We start from the raw sequence: 17,395 nt of genomic DNA, 5'->3' as shown, positions 1-17,395 counted from the left end.
ACCGCTCCACTTCGCGCCGCAGTTCCAGCAACTGCAATTGCTTGGCTATGTTGATCTCGGACACCATGACCCCGCGTCGGGGCATCACCACCACCAGACCCTCAGCCGCCAGCCGCTGCAACGCCTCGCGCACAGGGGTGCGACCTATGCCCAGTTCCTCGACCAGTTGCGATTCAGACAGCACCTGCCCCGGCTCCAGGTCCAGCGCCACAATCCGTGTCTCGATCATCTCGTAGGCGCGGTCGGTCAGGGTCATGTCGTCGGCCTTGCGAGTTCGGGACGCCGCGCGCGCGGTACCTGTCTGTGCTTCGTTGACCATTTACTGCCCGTTTCTGGCCGTCCTATTACGGTCGGCGGATGGTATATCACCTATACCTTATAGATACGGTGGTTCCCGACTTGTCGCAAGACATCCCCGCCTCGCAAGACGCTCATGCTTTTTCTCTGCCATACATGCGGCTGCGAAGGCCTTGAGAGTTTTTGGAAGAGACAGCCGGACACTCGACCATCGGCCCATGCCCCACACGTTCCCACAGCTTCAGGCGCGCGCCGTCGATACAAGCTGCGAGCGCGTTGCCATGATCTGGCGGGCACTCGGGATCGGCGATGCCCTGCTAAACCAGTAAGGGCACGTCGATGCTGTCCAGAACAGGGCGATAGCCTGTTGGACTGCTTGTGCAGTTCATGCGCCAGACAATTTCTTAGCTCACGACACCACCTGACCCTAAAATATCTGAAGGCTGACAACCAGCAGAACGGTCGGCCACCTCACAGCAGGAACCGGACCAAAAGCCACGCGCCGACCGCATAGGGCAGCATCGCAAACAGGAACACCACGCCGTCGCGGGTCAGCATCGCCATCACCAGCAGGCAAACGCCCGTGGCCGCGATCGATCCCGAGAACGGAATGAACTCAAGAAACGGCATTGCCATCCCGCTCAGCAGGCAAATCCCCTGCGGCACCCAAAGCAGCGGGCGGTGAAACAGGAATGACAGGCGTTGGCCAGTATGGCGCTCGACCCACTCCATCATCGGTGTGATCCGCGCCATCGCATGGTCAAGCTTGTTGCCGTCTATGGTCTTACGCTTCAACCGGTCCGGCAGATAAAATTCCTTCATCCCCAGGATCAACTCGGCAGAGAAAAGCGCGATCAGCACGCCGCACACCATCGACACACCCGGTATCCCTGAAAGCGGCGTCGCCGCGATAAGCGCCGGCACGAAGATCAGGGGCAGCACCCCGGCCTGACCTGCGGCCTCCAGGATCCTGCCGACCGACACCTCGGGCTGGTCAGCCACCGAGCGAATTCGGGATATCACGTCGGTCAAAGGATGGAATGTCTGTGACTCGGCAGGGCGCTTCATGTCGCGCGCGTTCCCGACGGGTCTTGCCTGCTGACGAATCTGCCGACCGCACCACCGGGTCCGGGGCACGGTCCCGGTTCAGGAAGTCTCGCGTATTGTCTGTGATGCATCTTCGACCTTCTTGTATCGCAGATACAACGTCGATGCCTTGGATAGGTTCCCACGAATGGCTGCTGATCCGTCGTTTTCTGCCCAGCACCCCAGCCCGCGTGACGGCTTGTGCCCAGCGCTCAGAGTCTCCGATTGATCAAGACGCTCAACGCCAGACGAACCGGCAATCGTAAAGCACGCCGAACACGCCACGCTTGCATACCCGCACGCGCTCGCCATTGCGCTCGGGCTCTGGCTTCGGCTGGCTTTGCAGATATGCCTGGTACTCGGTCTCGCTTTGCTCGCGCAGGGCGGTGATTTGCAGGTCGTCGAGATATCCGCTGGCCGGAAAGCCCTGTTCCGTCTGCCACGCAGAGATAGCCGTGCGGGTGTTCGGGCCGAACACGCCGTCAGCCCCGCCCGGATCATGCGCGACCAGGCGCAACCGGTTCTGGATTTCTTGCCGTTCGCTGCGCGACAGCTCCAGCGCGGCCTCTTTCTCTTCGGTGGCGAGTGCCGAGGGGGCCACCCGCGCCGTCCCAAGGTCCTCCGGCTCCGTCGCAAGCGGTTCGGACGCCACGATGGTGATCTCGCCCACCGTCGTGGTCGAAAACGTGGCCTCATAGGTGGTTTCGGTCCCACTTACCGAATAGGGCGCGCACTCTTCCAGAGCCACGGCGGCATCCAGAAACAGCCGCCGCTGGACTGCCGACTGCGCCTCGTCGCCCACATGCCGGGGTATTCCCACCAGCAGCCCCGCGCTGTCCAGAACGAAGCTTATGGTAACGTCTTCGTCGCTCTGGGTCTCCGAAGTGGCTTGGAAGCAGGCGGCGATCTGCTCCCGAAGCGGCGGTGCCGCCTCGGGCATGTCGTTCCCCGGCGAGGCGTCGGTCTGGGCGGAGTCTGCCTGGGGCGTCACCGGCTCTGGCAATACATCTCTCGGCGGCACTTGGGCCGTTGGTTCACGGTCCTCGCCATCCGCCGCACCGGCGGCGGGGTCGGCGCGATCCGCATCGGAGCCTGTCACGCCGCTCCCGTCACTCCCTTGCCCGTCCACCACCGGCTCATCCAGCGGCGTGGTGGTCGTCGCTGGCGGCTCCGGCAGCGGCTCGGTGCCTTGCGTCTGTCCCATCGCGCTGCCTGCCGAAAACAGCAGCACCGCGCAGACCGAAATCATGGCCCGGCCCCGACAATTCAATGTACCGCGTGCGCCTTTCACGACATCATCCTCCATGAAACCTTTCGCAGAATAAGGCGTGCGACCGACAAAAGGTCAAGGCGGGGCGCGAAAATCAGCCAACCCGGCGGCGGCACAGTGCCACCTGCCAATGACAACGCATCAGGCCCACCGCCTGCCGGACCTCGCCAGTTTCGGCATCACCCGTTGCAGCAGCCGCACAGCTGATCTATCAATGGGCCAACACGACGCCCCAAGCAGCACCATATGCGGGGGCCATGAATTCATCCGTCGGGGGGCCCAACAGGGCTGAGAGGTGCGCGCACCGACCCGTCGAACCTGATCCGGGCAATACCGGCGTAGGGAACGGGTAGAGTGTGCAACCAAGGCACAGGCTCATTCTTACGTTGGTACGCCCCAAGACATGGAGACGCACCAGTGAATCGGCTTTCGAAAATACACAGCCTTTCGGGGTCCGCATGACCGCGGTGACCGTCATAGGGGCCGGTGTCGCCGGTCTCTGCGTGGCCCGCACGCTTCTCGATCGCGGCGCCGAGGTGACGCTGGTGGATCGCCACGCCACGCCCGGCTCGCATGCCTGCTCATGGTGGGCCGGCGGCATGCTCGCCCCCAACTGTGAAGGCGAAAGCGCCGAGGAGCCGGTCGTGCGCCTTGGGGCCGAGGCCGCCGATTGGTGGGCCGCGCAGACAGATTGCGTCCAGCGGCGCGGCTCTCTCGTGGTCTCGCCCGGGCGCGACCGCGCCGACCTTGCGCGCTTTGCCCGCCTGACGACCGGCCACCGCCCCCTTACCGGCCCCCAGATCACCGAGCTGGAACCCGACCTCGGCACCCGCTTCCCCCGCGGGCTTCATTTCGAGAATGAGGCGCATCTTGCCCCCCGCGCGGCACTGGACGCGCTTCGCGACAGTCTGAGCGCCGACGGTGCCACCTTCCGGCAACAAGAAGCCGATCCCGACGCCCTTGCCACAAAGGGGCTGACGGTTGACTGCCGCGGCTTTGCCGCGCGCGACGCCCTGCGCGATCTGCGCGGCGTGAAGGGCGAGATGCTGATCCTCTCCTGCCCCGACGTGACCCTGTCGCGTCCGATCCGCGTACTGCACCCCCGCGTGCCGATCTACATCGTGCCGCGCGGCGACGGCATGTTCATGCTGGGTGCCACGATGGTCGAGGGCCGCGCCGGGCGCCACGTCACCGCCCGCGCCATGCTGGAACTGCTCAGCACGGCCTACGCGCTCAATCCGGCCTTCGGCGAGGCCGAAGTGGTCGAGATCGGCGTCGACAGCCGCCCGGCCTTTCCCGACAACCTGCCCCGCATCCGCCGCGACGGCAACCTGATCCGCGCCAACGGGCTTTACCGCCACGGCTTCCTGCTGGCGCCCGCCCTCGCGCGCATGGTCGCGGACCTGATCCTTCACGACAAAACACCGGAGGTTTCCGATGAGATTGCAGCTTAACGGCACATCCGTGGACGCCGAGGTCGCCACCTTGGCCGACCTTCTTACGGCCCGGGGCTACGGCGAGGCCAAGGTGGCGACAGCCGTCAACGGGACGTTCGTGCCCGCGCCTTTGCGCGCCGACCACGCGCTTGCCGAGGGTGACAGCATCGAAGTGCTGGCCCCCATGCAGGGCGGCTGAGCCATGCGCAACTTTTACGGCACCACGCTTGCCAACGGCTTCATGCTGGGCACCGCGCAATACCCCTCACCCGCCATCCTGGCCGAGGCGTTCCGGCGCAGCGGTGCCAGCGTCGCCACCGTGTCCCTGCGCCGCGAAAGCGGGCAGGACCGCGCGGGCCAGGATTTCTGGAACCTGATCCGCGATCTCGGCGTGCATATCCTGCCCAACACCGCTGGCTGCCACAGCGTCAAGGAAGCCGTGACCACCGCACACATGGCGCGCGAGGTGTTCGACACGCCCTGGATCAAGCTGGAGGTCATCGGCGAGGAAGACACCCTGCAACCCGATGTGTTCGGCTTGGTCGAGGCCGCGCGCATCCTGACCGAGGACGGCTTCCAGGTTTTTCCCTACACCACCGAGGATCTCGTCGTGGCGGACCGCCTGCTCGACGCCGGTTGCGAAGTGCTGATGCCCTGGGGCTCGCCCATCGGCTCGGGTCTGGGCCTGAACAACATCTTCGGCCTGCGCGCGCTGCGGGCGCATTTCCCCGACGTGCCGCTGGTGATCGACGCAGGTCTGGGTCTGCCCTCGCAGGCAACGACCGCGATGGAGCTGGGCTATGACGCCATCCTCCTCAACACCGCGGTGGCCAAGGCGGGCGACCCGTCGGCGATGGCCGAAGCCTTCGCGCTTGCCCTCAAGGCCGGGAAACTCGCCCAATCCGCCGACCCGATGGAGCCGCGCGACATGGCCGCCCCCTCGACCCCCGTGATCGGCAAGGCCTTCCTCGAATGATGCTCGACCCGTTCTATCCCATATTCGACAGCGCCGACTGGATCGAACGCCTCGTGCCTCTTGGCATCAAGCTGGTGCAACTGCGCGTAAAGGATGCCGCACCCGATACCCTGCGCGACCACATCCTGCGGTCCAAGGCGGTCTGCGACGCCCATGGCTGCACGCTCATCGTCAACGACCATTGGAGCGAGGCCATCGAAACCGGCTGCGCCTACATTCACCTCGGGCAGGAAGACCTTGATACCGCTGACATTTCCGCCATCCGCGAGGCCGGCCTGCGCCTTGGCATAAGCACCCATGACAAGACCGAGCTCAACCGTGCCCTGGCACTGAAACCCGACTATATCGCGCTCGGCCCGATCTATCCCACGATCCTGAAGCAGATGAAGTGGCACGAACAGGGCCTCGACCGTCTGACACAATGGCGCGGCCTGATCGGCGACCTGCCCCTGATCGCCATCGGCGGCATGTCCGTCGACCGCGCGCCCGGCGCCTTTGCCGCCGGCGCCGACGTTGTGGCGGCGGTCACCGATATCACCCTCAACGACAGCCCCGAGACGCGGGTGCGCGAATGGCTGGCGGCGACAAGATGAACCGCTACGCCCGCCAGACCTGCCTGCCCGGGATGGGTGAGGCCGGACAGGCCGCATTGGAGGCGGCGCATGTGCTGGTGGTCGGCGCTGGCGGGCTGGGCGCGCCTGTCCTGCAATACCTGGCCGGTGCCGGCGTGGGGAGGCTGACGCTGGTTGATGGCGATACGGTTTCGCTCACGAACCTGCACCGCCAGACGCTCTTTCGCGAGACTGATATCGACCGTCCCAAGGTCGAGGCAGCCGCCGGCACCCTGCGCCGCCTCAACACCGACTGTAACATCGACACCGTCTTCGCCCCGCTCGATCCGGTCAACGTGTCCGACCTTGTGGCGCAGGCGACACTTGTGCTGGATTGCGCCGACAGTTTCGCGGTCAGCTATATCCTGTCCGACACCTGCCTCGCCGCGGGCGTGCCGCTCATCAGCGCCTCGGTCTTGGGCGTATCGGGCTATGCGGGCGGGTTCTGCGGCACTGCGCCCTCGTTGCGCGCCATCTTCCCCGACCTGCCCGACCGTGCTGCCAGCTGTGCCACGGCGGGCGTCATGGGCCCGGTCGTCGGCATGATCGGTGCGGCGCAAGCGCAGATGGCTCTGGCCTGTCTGACCGGTCAAGTGCCCTCGCCCCTGGGCCAAGTCGTGACGGTCGACATGCAGACCTATCGGAGCAGCAGCTTTCGCTTCGATGCGGCGCCCGAGCCCGTTGCCGACCTGCGTTTCATCGCCGCCGACCAGATCACAGCAAGCGATCTCGTGGTCGAGTTGCGCCCCCCGGATGAATCGCCCGCGCCGGTCTGCCCCCACGCGCGGCGTATCGGACTCGAGGCGTTCAGAAACGGCCCCGGCCTCACCCCGCCCGTCGGCGTCCGGACCGTCTTTGCCTGCCGCTCCGGCCTGCGCGCCTGGCAAGCGGCGACCCATCTGCGACGCAACTGGACCGGCGAAATCGCCCTCGTCGCCGCCGGCGATACGCCCGGCACCTGAGCCAGGGAACAGGTGCGGCCTCCGCGACACTTAAACGCGAAAAGTTTAAGAAAAATCATCTTTCTCCGTGAACGCGACAAACTTTTGCCCGAATTGGTTATGAACAATCAGAACGCGAGCAGAAAACTGATCAGGAATGAGTGACAATGCGTATACTTGCGATAGATGACGAGCCGATTTTCTGCGATCTTCTCAGAGCACGGCTTGAACAGCTTGGATATCAAAACGTCGAAACCGCTTTCACCGGCCCCGAGGCGCTGGATATCGCGGCGGCCCGGACCAACCCGGTCGAATGCTTCATCGTCGACATTCGCATGATGCCGATGGATGGTATCGAACTGGTCCGTAGACTGCGCGCCATCCCGCATCATCAGGCAACGCCCATCGTGATGCTCTCGGCCCTGACCGACAAGGCGTCGATCGACGCCGCCTTCATGGCCGGCGCGAACGACTACATCACCAAGCCGCTCGAAATGGTCGAATTGAAGATCCGTCTCGAGATGGCCCGCAACATTCAAGCCGAACGCGCCCAGGCCCGCCTGCTCCACGAACACGTGCTCAAGCAGGAAGCCATCCTCTTCCCCTCCGCCGAATTCGGCGGCGAGATCATCCTCGACGACGTGCCCGGCGCCGTCAGCGTGATGTCGATGGAGAACTTTCTTCTCAAGCAAGGCAATATCCGCCTTCGCCAGTCCTCGGCGATCGGCTTCAGCCTGCAGCAGGCGGACCGCTATTTCCAGAAGATGGACCCCACCTATTACGCCGTTCTGATCGGCGACATGGCACAGGCCGTGTCGCGGGCGCTGTCGGCCTTTCCACACATGCTTACCTGCCCCGGCAACGGCGATATCGTGGCCCTGCTGGTCGACCGGGCGCATGTCGATATCGATCAGATCAAGGAGAACCTCGCGCACGAGCTCGAAGCTCTTCGCCTGCGCTTCTCGGCCATCGACATGACCCTGCCGCAGCTGGAAACCGGCGCACCCGTGCGCACCGGGCTGTTTCGGACTCACTGCCCGACCACCCTGATCGCGCGCGCGCGCGCTGCCGCGCGGGGGTCTGAAGGCACCCGTGCCGCGCACAACCTGCAGGCCATCGCATGACCGCGCCCGTCCGCCGCACCTTGCCGGAAAATGACGCGACCCGCTCCAAGATGGAACAGGCTCTTGCCGTGATGCGCCGCGATTTCTGCGCCGGGCTCGACGAGCGTATCTGCCGGATCGAGACGGCCCGACTGGCGTTTGCCTCGGCCAGCGATACGGCGCTCGACACCCTGAAATTCGAAGCGCACCGCATCTGCGGCGTCGCCGGAAGCCTTGGTCTGGACGAGGTCTCGACCCGCGCCCGCACTCTGGAAGAGCACGCTGGGTGGGCCGAGGGCCGGGCGCTCTCGCCGAAAGACCGGGCCGAACTTGACCGCCGGATCGAGGATTTCCTCGACCTGCTGGAAGATCACCTGACCGAAACCTGATGCACCCCGCGGCGCCCGGCGCCGCAGACTCCATAGTCAAGAATTAGCGCACAAAAGGGGTTTGAAGTGCCAAGCCATGCCGCAAGACTGAAGAAGGTTTTCAAACTCCGCGAATTTCCGATCGCGGTGGGCCTTACGATCATCGCGGTGCTGGTCTCGACCGCGCTCGTCGCCACCCAGGCCAATACCCGCTTTCTGGAGCTGGCCCGGCAGGCGGCCAAGGACGACGTGGGCAAGAACGCCGACGCCATCGCAGGCGCCTTGCAACGCGAGTTGACCAAGGTCGACGTGATCGCCCGTGCGATCCGCTACGCGATCGAACAAAAGCCCGACCTCACGCAGCAGGAGTATCAGGACCTGGTCGCACCTCTGATCGGGACGACCCCTGAGATCCTGCTCGTCGGACGATCCCGCGGTTACGTCATCGAGCAAGTTTACCCCATGGCCGGAAACGAAAAGGCGATTGGCCTCGACTATCGCTTGGTACCCACGCAGTTCATGGCCGTGCGCGACGCTCTGCGCACGGGCAAGGCATCTTTGGAAGGCCCGGTCAATCTCGTTCAAGGGGGCACAGCATTCATCCAGCGCACCCCGTACTACCCAAAGTCTCGCGAAGATATGTCCCGCATCGCGTCCGGTATCATCTCGGTCGTTGTCAACCGCGAGCAACTGATAACCCAGATATATCAAGATCACGGCATTGAGACCCATGACATCGCGATCCGCAGCCTGACCTCGGACCTTTCGCCAGGCAAAATGAAATACGGCGCGAAAGGCATCTTTGACGACAACCCAATCTTGCGCGAAGTGCCGACAGACAGCAGCATCTGGCAAATCGGTCTTGTGCCGTCTTTGGGCTGGCCCGAACAGCATCGGATGGAACACTATGTCTGGGTGCTGAGCTTACTGGGCAGCTCGGCCCTTGGAGCGATGTTCTTGGCGCTCTGGTCGATGTACCGCTCCAAACGCATCGCCGAAGGCCAGCTGCGCTCGGCCATCAACTCCATCGACGACGGTTTCGCGCTTTTCGACCAGCAAGACCGCCTGGTCTTCGCGAATGAAAAATACCTGTCTTACTATGACCTCTCGCGCAACGCGATATTCCCGGGCAACACCTTTGAGAACATTCTGCGCGAGGGGCTCAGGAACGGCCAGTACAAGGACGCCATCGGTCGCGAGGATGCGTGGCTGAAAGAACGGCTTGCCAAGCATTTCAACCCCACCGAACCGATCGAGCAGAAACTGGGCGATGGTCGCTGGCTCAAGGTGGCCGAAGCCCGTTCGCCGGATGGCAACACAGTGGGGTTCCGTGTGGACATTACCGAACTCAAGCAGTCGCGCGAACGCGCCGAGGCGGCCAACCGCGCCAAGAACAACTTCCTCAACATCATAAGCCACGAATTGCGCACGCCGCTTACCTCGGTCATCGGTTATGCCCGCTTCCTGGAAAACATCGAAATCCTGCCCGGCTTCAAGGCACTCAAACAGGCCCTGCGCACAGGCGCGGGCGAGGCCGAATGCAACCGCGCGCTCGACTTGCTGCGCAACGACGTGGCCGGTATGTCGGGCCGCATCACCAGCTCCAGCGATCACCTTCTTGGCCTGATCAACGACGTGCTCGACCGCGCCAAGCTCGAGGCCGAAACCGTCGACCTTCGCATTGAGCCGCTCGATCTCAAGGACATGGTCAAGTCCGTCACTTCGAATCTCGGGATCAAGGCCGCCGAAAAGGGCATTTCGCTGACCTCGGATGTCGCCCCCCTTCCCATCGCCGCCGACGCCAAGCGCCTGCGACAGTCCCTGATCAACGTCGTCGGCAACGCGATCAAGTTCACCGAAACCGGCGGGGTCCACCTGTCATCGGACAGTGACGATACCCATGTACGGATCACAGTGCGCGACACCGGCTGTGGGATACCCGCCGACCAGCTGGACCAAATCTTCGATCAGTTCGTGCAGGTCGACACCTCTGTCACCCGGCGCAACTCCGGCACCGGGTTGGGTTTGGCCATCACCCGCGAACTCGTGGAACTTCACGGTGGGTCCATCTCGGTCGAAAGCGAGTTGGGACACGGCAGCTCATTCATTATCACCCTTCCCATCAAATCTCAGAAACTGGAACTGGCCGCCTGACCCGTCAGGTCAGACCAGTTGTCCTGCCAATTGCCTAAAGTTTTCCTTTTTCCAGCCCAAACAAGACCACGTCCTCCATTCACTGTTTTACTGTCGGCATTCAGCACGGCACGAAAGGGCATCAATGCAACAAAATGCACACGCTCAAGAATGTAACGCCAAAGGATCCGGGCCCGCCGAGACCGGGATCGACAGTAACGGCCTGACCGATCTGCCGTTTCTCGAAAAGGTACTCGAGACCCTCCAGGACGGCGTCTACGTCTATGCCACTGACACGCTCCGCATAAGGTACATGAATGCCGCCGCCTGCGCCCGCCACGGCTGGACCCTGGACGAGGCTCGCGCGAAATGCATCAGCGACACCTCCGCGACATTCGACACCAAGTCCTTTTCACGTGCTGCCGCCCCCCTTCTGCTCGGTGAGCAGGATGCGATCACACTCGAACTCGTTCACCATACCGGCCCAATCGAAGTCTCCACGCGCCTTTTGCGCACCCCCGACGAGGGCGATTTCTTCGTCTCCGTCCTGCGCGACATCTCGACCCGCAAAAGCTCGCAGGCGGAAAAGGTGCAGACAGTCTCGACGGTCAGCCACGAATTGCGAACGCCGCTCACTTCGATCCACGGCGCGCTGCGCCTGCTGAAGGCCGGCGCGGTGTCCGAACTGGATTCCAACACCCAAAGCGTGATCGACATTGCTGCCCGCAACACCGACCGCCTTCTGTCGATCGTCAACGACATTCTCGATCTCGAGAAGATAAACAGCAACAAGATGGACTTTTCGAGCAGCGAGATGGACATCGTCGAATGCGTCAACGATACCGTCGAACTGATCGCCGGCGCGGCGCTTGAAAACGACGTCCAGCTCGATATCGAAAGCGATTTGCAGAACGCCGTGGTGATGGGCAACCCCGAGCGTATCGCCCAGATCGTCACCAATTTTGCTTCCAATGCGATCAAGTATTCGCCGAAAGGCGCCAGCGTGCGCATAGGCATTTCCGGGACCGAGGACGGCATCGTCATTTCCGTGACCGACCAGGGCCCCGGCATCTCGGAAGACCAGAACCGGATGTTGTTCAAGCCGTTTTCGCAAGCGCGCGCCGGCGACGGAACCAAGCGGCCCGGCACCGGCCTCGGTCTCGCCATCGTGTCGGCCATTGCCCAGCGCCTCGACTATACAGTCGCTTTCAAATCCGAGGTGGGCCAAGGCAGTACGTTCCAATTTCGTGTGCCCTCCCACCTTGTCCTCTGTACAGATTCGCGTGACACTGCAACTGTGGCGGCGAGTTAGACATGGCTCACGTAGTGACCTTTCCCAACGCCCCCAAAAGCGAGACAGGCGTGATGCGGCAACCTTTGCAAACGATCCTTCATGTCGATGACGACGACGATATTCGCGTGATCATAAAGATGGCGCTTGAAATTGTCGGGTCCTTTGACGTGCACCAGTTTGCAACCGGCCAGGACGCGGTCGAGGCCGCGGCCGGGGTCAATCCACAGATGCTCTTGCTGGATGTGATGATGCCCGACATGTCGGGCGAGGATGTCTGGCACGCGATTACCGCCACGCCGGGACTGGCGGACATACCCACCGTTTTCCTGACCGCGAAGGCCGAGGATTCCTTTTCAAAACAATTGCGTGAAAAAGGTGCCGTCGCCGTGATAACGAAGCCGGTGGACCCAATGATGCTCGGCACCCAGATCGAGCAAATCTGGCAAAGCATAGACCACGTCTGACACCCATTGTGGCCAGAGTGGTCAAATGACCTGTCGCGCCTCAGCCGTCACCAAGTTGCTTGAAGTCGCCTGAATCCAGCACCGGCGCGGCATCAAGTTCGTCCGCGTCCAGCATCGCCGCCACACGTTCAAGGCTCGACACGAGCATCGCCTGCTCCCAATCTTCCATGACCGAAAATTTGCGCACGAAGCGCTGTTGCAGGGGATCTGGCGCCTTGGCCAGCGTATCACGCCCCTTTGCGGTCAGGTGAATGTTGGTCTGACGCCGATCCCGTTGGGATTTTTCACGCAGCACCATGCCCTCGTTCACCAGCTTGTCCACCAGCGAGGTCACGGTCGCCTGTGTGACACGCATTCGCGATGATATCGCGGTCGCCGTTGCCTGTCCGGTCTCGCCTATGATCTGCAAAACCCGGAACTGCGCGGGGGTAACCCCGGCGGACTGCTTAACCTCGCGACCGAACAGATCGGTCGCGCGAAGAATGCGTCTGAGTGCGACTAAAGAGGTATCGATGCGGTCCATTCCTACCTTTAGCGTTTCGTTAGAATAGCTAAACATATACACTCTAAATTGGTTTGTGAAGCCCCCTTTAATTAGGGTTCTTAACCAGACAGTACTGAAATCACTGCTATAAGCAAAGCATTTCACCACTAAAAATAAGGGTTTTTTTGGAAAACTAGTAAGCCTAACAAAAAATATACTTAGTCACTTGAAGTACCACCACACCGATGCTACTTAGTAAGCCAAAGCAAATCGGAGATACAAACATGCCCCGCGACCTTGCAAAAGAAATCGTTCCGACCCTTCGCGAGCCTGAACCGACGGACGGCTCGGAAATCTGGGAGCTCGTGCGCGAATGCAAGCCGCTCGACGAGAACTCGATGTACTGCAACCTGATTCAGTGCGATCACTTTTCGGACACTTGCGTTCTGGCCGAAATCGAAGGCAAGCCCGTTGGCTGGGTCTCCGGTCACGTGATTCCGAGCGACCCCGAAACGCTGTTCATCTGGCAGGTCGCGGTATCTGAGGATGCGCGCGGCATGGGCCTTGGCTCACTGATGCTGAAAGAAGCACTGCAGCGCGAGGCGTGCGCGGACGTCAACAAGATCCAGACGACGATCACGTCGGACAACGACGCATCCTGGGCACTATTCCGGAAATTTGCCGAAGAGTGTGGAACCGATCTCGATGCTGAGGCGTATTATGAGAAAGACGAGCACTTCAACGGCCAAAGCAAGACGGAGAACCTCGTGACGATTCCGCTGGCTGAAGAGCTGGCAAAGGTGGCCTGAAACGGGGCCACCTCCCCAACTCCCCTCAAATTCTGACACTGAAAGAGAGGTCGTATGTCTACGAACACCTCCCATAAACCTGTATTTGAACGTCGTGAATCCGAGGCCCGCAGCTACTGCCGCGGGTTCGACACCGTATTCACCTCCGCATCCGGCGCCGAGATGACCGATGTTGACGGTCGCACTTATATCGACTTTCTGGCCGGCTGTTCTTCACTGAACTACGGCCACAACGACCCCGACATGAAGGCGGCCCTGCTCGAGCACATCTCGAATGACGGTATCGCCCACGGGCTCGACATGATGTCCGATACCAAGGCGCAGTTCCTTGAGACCTTCGAGAAACTGATCCTTGAGCCGCGTGGCATGGACCACAAGATCATGATGACAGGTCCGACCGGCACAAACGCCGTCGAGTCCGCGCTGAAACTCGCGCGCAAGGTCACCGGCCGCCGCGACATCATCGCCTTCACCAACGGCTTCCACGGCATGACCATGGGCGCATTGGCAGCGACCGGCAATGCCGGGAAACGTGGTGGCGCGGGGGGCGTGTCGCTTCCCGATGTGAACCGGATGCCCTACGAAGGCGCGTTCGGCGACGACGTCGACACGATCGCACAGATGGAAATGATGCTCGACAACCCGTCGTCAGGCATCGACGCCCCCGCGGCTTTCCTGGTTGAACTGGTTCAGGGCGAAGGCGGTCTCAACGCCGCCTCCAAGGAGTGGGTCGAACGTCTTGGCCGTCTCGCCAAGAAGCACGAAATTCTTTTGATCGTCGACGATATCCAGGCCGGCATCGGCCGCGCGGGAAGCTTCTTCAGCTTCGACGACATGGACGTGCAGCCCGACATGATCCCGCTGGCGAAATCGCTGTCCGGCTTCGGCCTGCCCTTCGCCGCGCTGCTGATCCGCCGCGAACTCGACATCTGGAAACCGGCCGAACACAACGGCACGTTCCGGGGCAACACGCATGCCTTCGTCACCGCCCGCGTCGCGCTCGAGAAGTTCTGGTCGGACGACACCTTCAAGAACGAGATCGCCGAAAAGGCCAAGATCCTCGAGACGCGCCTTCAACGCATCGCGGACATGGTGCCGGGCGCCAGGCTCAAGGGGCGCGGCATGATGCGCGGCGTGGATGTCGGCTCGGGCGAGCTGGCCGAGCAGATCTGCGGCGAAGCGTTCCGCAACGGTCTCATCATCGAGACCTCGGGCAGCTTCGACGAAGTCGTCAAGGTACTCGCGCCGCTGACCATTCCGGTCGAGCTGTTCGAAAAGGGCCTCGATATCCTGGAAAAAGCTGCCTCGACCTGCGTCGAAGGCCACAACATCGCTGCGGAGTAACCGAAATGATCGTCAGAGACTTCAACAAGATCACCGAGAACGAAAAAGACCGCGTCGTTTCGGACGCCAACTGGACAAGCGTGCGGATGCTGCTGGCCGATGACAACATGGGCTTTTCGTTCCACATCACCTTCCTCGAGGCCGGTTCGGAACATACGTTCGAATACAAGAACCACTTCGAGAGCGTCTATTGCATGCAAGGCACCGGCTCGATCACCGACATCGCCACCGGCGAAACCCACGAGATCAAGCCCGGCGTCATGTATGCCTTGGACAAGCACGACCGCCACATCCTGCGCGCCACCGAAGAGCTGGTCATGGCCTGCTGCTTCAACCCGCCGGTCACCGGCAACGAGGTCCATCGCGAAGATGGCTCTTACGCGGCGCCCGAAACCGCCGAGGCGTGAACCAATGACCCACACAGTGGAAAAAATCGGCGGGACGTCCATGTCCCGCCTGCACGAACTGCGTGATACGCTGTTCATCAAGAACGGAGAGCCGCAATACGGACGCATCTTCGTCGTTTCGGCCTTCGGTGGCATCACAGACATGCTGCTGGAGCACAAGAAATCGGGCGAGGATGGAGCCTATGCCGCTTTCGCGGACGCCGAAGACGATCACGGCTGGCACGATGCACTGACACGGGCCTGCCGCGCCATGATCAAGGCGCATGAAGACGTGCTGGAGCACCCGGGCGACATCGCCCAGGCAACCGCCTTCGTCAATGAGCGTATCGAAGGCGCGCGCAACTGTCTGATCGACCTGCAGCGCCTGTGCTCCTACGGCCATTTCCGGCTGAACGCGCACCTGATGCATATTCGCGAATTGCTTTCGGGCCTTGGCGAAGCGCACAGCGCGCACGTGGCCGCTTTGGTGCTGAAACGGGCCGGTGTCAACGCCCGCGCCGTGGACCTGACAGGCTGGCGCGAAGATGGCGAAGTGAATCTGGACGAGCGCATCAACAACGCAATGGCCAGCGTCGACCCGGCCACCGAGATGCCCATCGTCACCGGCTACGCCCAGTGCCGCGAGGGCTTGATGAAGGAATTTGACCGCGGCTATTCCGAGGTCACGTTCTCGCAGATGGCGGCCCTCACAGGCGCCCGCGAGGCGATTATCCACAAGGAGTTCCACCTTTCCTCCGCCGATCCCAAGCTGGTCGGCGCCGAGAACGTGCGCACCCTGGGGCACACCAACTATGACGTGGCCGACCAGATGGCGAACCTCGGGATGGAAGCGATCCACCCCTCTGCCGCCAAGACCCTGCGCCAGGCCGGCGTGCCCTTGCGCGTTACCAACGCATTCGAGCCCGAAGAACCCGGCACGGTCATCGACGATCAACCCGCCGAAACCCCGGCGGTCGAGATGGTCACCGGCCTCGACATCATCGCGCTGGAAGTGTTCGAACAGGACATGGTCGGCGTCAAAGGCTACGACGCCGCGATTCTGGACGCCCTGACGCGTCATGATGTGCGCATCGTGTCGAAGGCGTCCAACGCCAACACCATCACGCACTATGTCGACGCATCGGTCAAAGCCATGCGAAAGGTAGCCGACGATCTGGCGGAGAAATATCCGCAGTCCGAGATCCGCAATCGCAAGCTTGCACTGGTCTCCGTTATCGGCCGCGATCTCGATGGCCTCAGCACGCTGCAGCGTGGCCTGCGGGCACTGGACGACAACGGCATGGCCTCGCTGGGAGCCACCCAAGGCCCGCGACACGTCGATACGCAGTTCATCCTCGAACGCGAAGACCGCGATCCGGCGATCAAGGCGCTCCACGACACGTTCTTCGGCAAGGCGTCTAAGAATGGAAAAAAGTCGGACATGACGATCGCTGCCTGATAGCGCCCTCGCCGTAGATGACAAAAAAACGCGCGTGCCGGCATTCCGGCACGCGCGTTTTGCATCATGAAGGTCAAGCCTTGGTCAGCCGTCCAGCGATTTCGGCAAGGTGCTTTCGAACACGTTACCCTCGGTATCCGTGGCCTTCACAGTCAAGTCGGTCGATCCGTTGTCATTGTAGAAAAACCGAAATGACGGGTTTTCCGAGATCGAAATCCCGCCCGTCATCGAGAAGAGCATTTCGTCACCCTGCCGCACCTCGATCGTGTCGATGAAATGCGCCGGGATGAACAGTTGCGTAATCTGATCCCGCTGAAGCCCCGAATAATTCGGATGCCGGATCATGATCTGCGCCTCGCGCCGCGGCGTCGATACCGCCGCCGTCTCACCAAAGCTGCGCAGCTTCATCCGGCCCATGCCCGCCAGCGCCTGCTCGGGATCCTTCGAGGCCGGGGCCGAACAGCCACCCGACGCCTTAACGAACCGCCCGGTCATATAGAGGCCATCCTCGGTCTCGGTAATCACCCGTACGTTGGAATATTGGTTCACCCGAACACGCATCTCGAAATCGAGCTGCCCCATACCGGACCCGAACGTGAACTCCCCTGCCACGGGCGCGGGGTTCTCGTCAATCACTACGATGGCCGACCTGATCTGCGCCTCCGGATCGGTTTGTTTCAGGTGCACCGGCACGGTCGCCGCGTCATGGGCACGGTACGGCGCCTCAACGCTGAGCGGGCCCTGCGCCTCCTCCAGCGTGGCCTCGCCCAGCACGTCATAGCGCAGTTCCTGCCAGGTCGGGCTTTCGGTCAAGGGGTTCTTGACCGCCTCCTCAGCCCACCCGGCAGAGGCCGCAAGACCCAGCGCCAGAACGGATGCGATTGCATGTCTCATACGGTCTCCTCCCGCAATGCGCCCGCCTTATGCCATGAAA

General features: G+C 62.1%; 19 protein-coding genes and 1 riboswitch. Of the genes, 14 read left to right on the top strand and 5 right to left on the bottom strand.

Features of this window, described 5'->3' with window-relative positions; genetic code table 11:
- From PVV74_RS21395 to PVV74_RS21385, 3 genes are all read right to left on the bottom strand, one after another.
- Positions 1 to 256, bottom strand: a 256-nt coding sequence (locus PVV74_RS21395) for a GntR family transcriptional regulator (protein WP_274594580.1), incomplete at its 3' end; no start/stop codon positions are given.
- Positions 257 to 768: 512 nt separating this feature from the next.
- The gene (locus PVV74_RS21390; protein WP_274594579.1) at positions 769 to 1,365 is read right to left on the bottom strand and encodes an exopolysaccharide biosynthesis protein; all 597 of its coding nucleotides are present in this window, start codon (positions 1,363 to 1,365) and stop codon (positions 769 to 771) included.
- Between the two features lie 256 nt (positions 1,366 to 1,621).
- The gene (locus PVV74_RS21385) at positions 1,622 to 2,632 is read right to left on the bottom strand and encodes a peptidoglycan-binding domain-containing protein (RefSeq protein ID WP_274594578.1); all 1,011 of its coding nucleotides are present in this window, start codon (positions 2,630 to 2,632) and stop codon (positions 1,622 to 1,624) included.
- Positions 2,633 to 2,914: 282 nt separating this feature from the next.
- A riboswitch (TPP riboswitch) is annotated at positions 2,915 to 3,015 on the top strand.
- 96 nt (positions 3,016 to 3,111) lie between these two features.
- Between PVV74_RS21385 and PVV74_RS21380 the strand changes: the two genes are divergently transcribed.
- From PVV74_RS21380 to PVV74_RS21335, 10 genes are all read left to right on the top strand, one after another.
- On the top strand, positions 3,112 to 4,107 hold the full coding sequence (locus PVV74_RS21380; RefSeq protein WP_274594577.1) for an FAD-dependent oxidoreductase: 996 nt from the start codon (positions 3,112 to 3,114) through the stop codon (positions 4,105 to 4,107).
- Positions 4,091 to 4,288 carry a sulfur carrier protein ThiS gene (gene thiS / locus PVV74_RS21375; RefSeq protein WP_103764953.1) on the top strand — a complete coding sequence of 66 codons (198 nt, stop codon included), beginning with the start codon at positions 4,091 to 4,093 and terminating at the stop codon, positions 4,286 to 4,288. Before PVV74_RS21380 ends, thiS begins: the two co-directional genes overlap by 17 nt.
- Positions 4,289 to 4,291: 3 nt before the next feature.
- Complete coding sequence (locus PVV74_RS21370) at positions 4,292 to 5,065, top strand: thiazole synthase (protein ID WP_274594576.1); 774 nt, start codon at positions 4,292 to 4,294, stop codon at positions 5,063 to 5,065.
- Positions 5,062 to 5,658, top strand: a complete 597-nt coding sequence (locus tag PVV74_RS21365; protein WP_274594575.1) for a thiamine phosphate synthase — start codon at positions 5,062 to 5,064, stop codon at positions 5,656 to 5,658. Before PVV74_RS21370 ends, PVV74_RS21365 begins: the two co-directional genes overlap by 4 nt.
- The gene (locus tag PVV74_RS21360) at positions 5,637 to 6,638 is read left to right on the top strand and encodes a HesA/MoeB/ThiF family protein (RefSeq protein ID WP_103764950.1); all 1,002 of its coding nucleotides are present in this window, start codon (positions 5,637 to 5,639) and stop codon (positions 6,636 to 6,638) included. Before PVV74_RS21365 ends, PVV74_RS21360 begins: the two co-directional genes overlap by 22 nt.
- Before the next feature lie 146 nt (positions 6,639 to 6,784).
- Positions 6,785 to 7,741 (top strand): response regulator transcription factor, encoded by a 957-nt coding sequence (locus PVV74_RS21355; protein ID WP_103764949.1) that lies wholly within the window; start codon positions 6,785 to 6,787, stop codon positions 7,739 to 7,741.
- On the top strand, positions 7,738 to 8,109 hold the full coding sequence (locus tag PVV74_RS21350) for an Hpt domain-containing protein (RefSeq protein WP_103764948.1): 372 nt from the start codon (positions 7,738 to 7,740) through the stop codon (positions 8,107 to 8,109). The genes PVV74_RS21355 and PVV74_RS21350 overlap by 4 nt, the downstream gene beginning before the upstream one ends.
- Before the next feature lie 66 nt (positions 8,110 to 8,175).
- The gene (locus PVV74_RS21345) at positions 8,176 to 10,242 is read left to right on the top strand and encodes an ATP-binding protein (RefSeq protein ID WP_274594574.1); all 2,067 of its coding nucleotides are present in this window, start codon (positions 8,176 to 8,178) and stop codon (positions 10,240 to 10,242) included.
- Positions 10,243 to 10,366: 124 nt separating this feature from the next.
- Positions 10,367 to 11,533, top strand: a complete 1,167-nt coding sequence (locus PVV74_RS21340; RefSeq protein WP_274594573.1) for a PAS domain-containing sensor histidine kinase — start codon at positions 10,367 to 10,369, stop codon at positions 11,531 to 11,533.
- A gap of 2 nt (positions 11,534 to 11,535) precedes the next feature.
- Entirely contained in the window at positions 11,536 to 11,979 is a 444-nt protein-coding gene (locus tag PVV74_RS21335; RefSeq protein ID WP_245890578.1) for a response regulator, read from the top strand.
- Between the two features lie 40 nt (positions 11,980 to 12,019).
- Here PVV74_RS21335 and PVV74_RS21330 read toward each other — a convergent pair whose 3' ends face one another.
- Positions 12,020 to 12,502: a MarR family winged helix-turn-helix transcriptional regulator gene (locus PVV74_RS21330; protein ID WP_103764945.1), complete on the bottom strand. Its 483-nt coding sequence runs from the start codon at positions 12,500 to 12,502 to the stop codon at positions 12,020 to 12,022.
- A gap of 245 nt (positions 12,503 to 12,747) precedes the next feature.
- Between PVV74_RS21330 and ectA the strand changes: the two genes are divergently transcribed.
- From ectA to PVV74_RS21310, 4 genes are read left to right on the top strand one after another with little or no spacing between them, the layout of a single operon-like run.
- On the top strand, positions 12,748 to 13,272 hold the full coding sequence (gene ectA, locus PVV74_RS21325) for a diaminobutyrate acetyltransferase (RefSeq protein WP_103764944.1): 525 nt from the start codon (positions 12,748 to 12,750) through the stop codon (positions 13,270 to 13,272).
- Between the two features lie 54 nt (positions 13,273 to 13,326).
- Entirely contained in the window at positions 13,327 to 14,616 is a 1,290-nt protein-coding gene (ectB, locus tag PVV74_RS21320) for a diaminobutyrate--2-oxoglutarate transaminase (protein ID WP_103764943.1), read from the top strand.
- Positions 14,617 to 14,621: 5 nt separating this feature from the next.
- On the top strand, positions 14,622 to 15,023 hold the full coding sequence (locus PVV74_RS21315) for an ectoine synthase (RefSeq protein ID WP_274594572.1): 402 nt from the start codon (positions 14,622 to 14,624) through the stop codon (positions 15,021 to 15,023).
- Between the two features lie 4 nt (positions 15,024 to 15,027).
- On the top strand, positions 15,028 to 16,461 hold the full coding sequence (locus PVV74_RS21310) for an aspartate kinase (RefSeq protein ID WP_274594571.1): 1,434 nt from the start codon (positions 15,028 to 15,030) through the stop codon (positions 16,459 to 16,461).
- A gap of 84 nt (positions 16,462 to 16,545) precedes the next feature.
- On the opposite strand, the gene PVV74_RS21305 is transcribed toward PVV74_RS21310, so the two are convergent.
- Positions 16,546 to 17,355: a quinoprotein dehydrogenase-associated SoxYZ-like carrier gene (locus tag PVV74_RS21305; protein ID WP_274594570.1), complete on the bottom strand. Its 810-nt coding sequence runs from the start codon at positions 17,353 to 17,355 to the stop codon at positions 16,546 to 16,548.
- Positions 17,356 to 17,395 lie beyond the last annotated feature (40 nt).

Origin of the sequence: Roseovarius sp. SK2, assembly GCF_028807495.1 — a bacterium.
GTDB lineage: Bacteria > Pseudomonadota > Alphaproteobacteria > Rhodobacterales > Rhodobacteraceae > Roseovarius > Roseovarius confluentis.
The sequence above is the reverse complement of the archived record's forward strand: the minus strand, read 5'-3'. Positions and strand labels throughout refer to the sequence as shown.

Coding starts and splice junctions, on each gene's coding strand:
- PVV74_RS21340 (WP_274594573.1), top strand. CDS start 10,367: ATGCAACAAAATGCACACGCTCAAGAATGTAACGCCAAAGGATCCGGG.
- PVV74_RS21330 (WP_103764945.1), bottom strand. CDS start 12,502: ATGGACCGCATCGATACCTCTTTAGTCGCACTCAGACGCATTCTTCGC.
- PVV74_RS21385 (WP_274594578.1), bottom strand. CDS start 2,632: ATGATTTCGGTCTGCGCGGTGCTGCTGTTTTCGGCAGGCAGCGCGATG.
- PVV74_RS21380 (WP_274594577.1), top strand. CDS start 3,112: ATGACCGCGGTGACCGTCATAGGGGCCGGTGTCGCCGGTCTCTGCGTG.
- thiS (WP_103764953.1), top strand. CDS start 4,091: ATGAGATTGCAGCTTAACGGCACATCCGTGGACGCCGAGGTCGCCACC.
- PVV74_RS21370 (WP_274594576.1), top strand. CDS start 4,292: ATGCGCAACTTTTACGGCACCACGCTTGCCAACGGCTTCATGCTGGGC.
- PVV74_RS21365 (WP_274594575.1), top strand. CDS start 5,062: ATGATGCTCGACCCGTTCTATCCCATATTCGACAGCGCCGACTGGATC.
- PVV74_RS21390 (WP_274594579.1), bottom strand. CDS start 1,365: ATGAAGCGCCCTGCCGAGTCACAGACATTCCATCCTTTGACCGACGTG.
- PVV74_RS21350 (WP_103764948.1), top strand. CDS start 7,738: ATGACCGCGCCCGTCCGCCGCACCTTGCCGGAAAATGACGCGACCCGC.
- PVV74_RS21335 (WP_245890578.1), top strand. CDS start 11,536: ATGGCTCACGTAGTGACCTTTCCCAACGCCCCCAAAAGCGAGACAGGC.
- PVV74_RS21315 (WP_274594572.1), top strand. CDS start 14,622: ATGATCGTCAGAGACTTCAACAAGATCACCGAGAACGAAAAAGACCGC.
- PVV74_RS21360 (WP_103764950.1), top strand. CDS start 5,637: ATGGCTGGCGGCGACAAGATGAACCGCTACGCCCGCCAGACCTGCCTG.
- PVV74_RS21305 (WP_274594570.1), bottom strand. CDS start 17,355: ATGAGACATGCAATCGCATCCGTTCTGGCGCTGGGTCTTGCGGCCTCT.
- ectB (WP_103764943.1), top strand. CDS start 13,327: ATGTCTACGAACACCTCCCATAAACCTGTATTTGAACGTCGTGAATCC.
- PVV74_RS21355 (WP_103764949.1), top strand. CDS start 6,785: ATGCGTATACTTGCGATAGATGACGAGCCGATTTTCTGCGATCTTCTC.
- ectA (WP_103764944.1), top strand. CDS start 12,748: ATGCCCCGCGACCTTGCAAAAGAAATCGTTCCGACCCTTCGCGAGCCT.
- PVV74_RS21310 (WP_274594571.1), top strand. CDS start 15,028: ATGACCCACACAGTGGAAAAAATCGGCGGGACGTCCATGTCCCGCCTG.